The following is a 1,028-nucleotide window of genomic DNA, read 5'->3' on the forward strand; positions in this document are numbered from 1 at the left end:
ACTGAGCGTTTGCACCTGTTTCAGGGCAATGTGTTGTGGTTTTACGGTCGCCGTGTCCAGGTGCTGGAGGGGCTGATGAGCCGACGAGCCCGGGATGTGGCGGGAGAGGGCTGTTTTGTTCCGGCACCTCCTGTGTCATCCCAAGGCGTCCCGGTCGGTGGTCGTCTGCCTGCTCGCCAAGCCAGCCGCCGCGCAGTACATCGGAAACATGACTCCGCGCCGCAGCTATCCCAGCGATCTATCCGATGCCCGCTGGGAGTTGATCGAGCCGGTGCTGACGGCCTGGCGGGGCGGACGCCGCGGCCGCGGCCTGGACATCGGCCGCCCGCCCGAGCACGACCTGCGCTCCCTCATGAACGCCGTCCTCTACGTGGACCGCACCGGCATCCCCTGGCGTTACCTGCCGCACGACTTCCCGCACTGGCGCACCACCTACGGCTACTTCGCGGCCTGGCAGAAGGACGGCATCTTCGAGCAGCTCACCGGCCTCCTGCGGCGCCTGGTCCGCGAGGCCGAAGGCCGCAACGGCGAGCCGTCCGCCTGCGTGCTGGACTCCCAGACCGTCAAGACCTCCGCCAATGTGCACCTCGCGGACCAGGGCACCGACGCGGGCAAGCGCATCATCGGGCGCAAGCGACACCTGGGGACGGACACACTCGGCCTGCTGCTGACTGTCATGGTCACGTCCGCGAGTGTCTCCGACACCGCCGCCGGCGTCCACCTGCTCTCCCGCATCGCCACCGCCCACCCCCGCGTGCGCAAGGCCTGGGTCGACGCCGGCTACCGCACCACCGCCATCGAGCACGGCGCCCGCCTGGGCATCGACGTCCACCCCGTCCAGCGGCCCCCGGGCACCCGGGGGTTCAAGGTGATCCCGAGACGCTGGACCATCGAGCGGACCTTCGGCTGGTTCATGCACCACCGCCGCCTCGCCCGCGACTACGAGACCCACCCGCACCGCTCCGAAGCCATGATCCACCTCGCGATGATCGACCTCATGACCCGCCGCCTCACCGGCGAAACCACCC

1 protein-coding gene is annotated in these 1,028 nt (G+C 69.5%); it reads left to right on the forward strand.

Annotated elements, in window-relative coordinates:
• Positions 1-208: 208 nt before the first annotated feature.
• The coding region (locus ACZ4A5_RS31595) for an IS5 family transposase (protein ID WP_467591825.1) at positions 209-1,028 on the forward strand (820 nt) is incomplete at its 3' end.

The sequence above is a fragment of the Streptomyces sp. NPDC025618 genome (assembly GCF_055558795.1).